Here is a 1,718-nt window from a genome sequence, read left to right on the forward strand (position 1 = left end):
CCAGCTAGAGTAGAGCCAAAACGGCGGCCAAAGCCGTAACACCCTCAGCCAATTGCTTGGTCCCGTGTACGATAGCTTAGCCGGGGAGAAGCGAAATGTCAACGACTTTGCTGATGCAATTCTATGATATTTTATTCAGTGTGCGATAGGATGGTGATCAATTTGTCCCTGTGCAAATATTCTGGTTTGGTAATCCACGCGAATTTTCTGACTGTCGGTTTCGTGCCGGGAGCGAAAGGAGTCTTTTGTGCGGTAGCTTCGGATCCCCTAAAAGATCTGCCGGCAAAGGTCGTAGCCCACGGCAAAGATGGCGGCATCAATGCAGGCATGACTGATCCACGGGGCGTACAGCGTCCGCCAGCGGTAAAACATGAGGCACCAGATGATACCACCGATCGTCACGCCGATCGAAAAAAGAATCTGATAGACCGAGCCCCAATCGAAGTACTTGCCGAGGATGACGATGTGATGCCCCGTGAATGCGAGCGACGAAAGGAGACCGCTCATTTCGGCGGACACAAAAAGCCGTAATTTTTCAAAAATAAATCCTCTCCAGTAGTATTCTTCCAAAAAAGAATGTGCCACCGAGATGACGGCCGCGAAACATAAAAATCGAATGGGCGTGTCTATTCCAAAACCGATCATTTTTTTCTCAATGGCTGTGGCAGCTTCGCTGAATACGGCCGTGGACCTGAAAAGAAAGGCATAGAGCAGCCCCATTCCCACAGCCACGAAAACTCCAAAGCCCAAGCCGGTGAAAACCTCGGTGCGTGTTGGAACAGGAATCCGAAAAGAAATCCGGTCGATGCAGAGGAGCCAGACGGCAGGGAAGAGCATCACCAGCTTCGCCAGGGCATAAAGGGTTTGCTGGACCCAGGGAGGTAGTGCTTCGGCCAAAACAAAATACCCCACGGCCGATACCGTGGGGGTTATCATCAACAACAACAGCACCAGGGCGAGTGCCCAGCGTTTGAGCCCGCTTTCGGAGGCGGCTTCCATGGATCAACCCTGGAGCACGGGCACCGCCGAAGGCTGGATCGTCCGGGTTGGGGTGATCAACGGGTACTTGGGGCCCGGAGGAGCGTCATGATATTCCAGCGGACCCACGGCCAACTGGTAGAGCCAGTGTCGGGCGTTCCACACAGACTTCACGACGCCAATCATGCCGTGGATTTGGGTGAAAACTCTCTCAGTCCAAAGGGGATCGAACCGCCCCAGGGCCCGCAGCAGGTTGAGCGGATTGTAGAATGCGATGTACCCGGCAATCATGTTGAGTTGCCTTTGCAGCGGGCTGGAATGCCCCGTCGCAATGGCACGATTGCCGTCGTAGTGATAGTCCTCAATGGGTTTCCCCGCCACTCGCTTTAGGACGATGCCATCCTGGTAGGGCTTTTCGTAGCCTTTGCTTCCTACGGAAGGAGTCAGCAAAGTGATTTGGCATGTGATGGCGCCCACTTTCCGGAGAAATCCCACCTGATTGATCAACCCGCGGAGACTTCGCCAGGTCCACAGCGGTTGATTATCGTGGTGCATCATCATAGGCATAGGGGCGATCCCGTGCTTGATGAGCTCACGGAAGACCGTGATGGTCTTTTCCGGGGACTGACCTTTCTTGACGAGGTCAGCGGTCAGATCCTCGATTCCAAACCAGATGCTCCGCAGGCCTGCCTTTCGGGCGAGGGGGATCAGATCCAGGTTCTTGTGGACGTCGAATTCCG

The 1,718-nt window shown here is 54.4% G+C and carries 1 protein-coding gene and 1 pseudogene; both read right to left on the reverse strand.

Annotation, left to right across the window (positions count from 1 at the left end):
- Positions 1-267 precede the first annotated feature (267 nt).
- Positions 268-999, reverse strand: coding sequence for a CPBP family intramembrane glutamic endopeptidase (locus H5U08_RS17875; RefSeq protein WP_297036230.1), 732 nt, complete (start codon positions 997-999; stop codon positions 268-270).
- Positions 1,000-1,002: 3 nt separating this feature from the next.
- Positions 1,003-1,718, reverse strand: a pseudogene (locus tag H5U08_RS17880) (hypothetical protein); the annotation flags it as partial.

It is taken from the genome of Thermogutta sp., from assembly GCF_014359955.1.
Taxonomy (GTDB): Bacteria; Planctomycetota; Planctomycetia; order Pirellulales; family Thermoguttaceae; genus Thermogutta.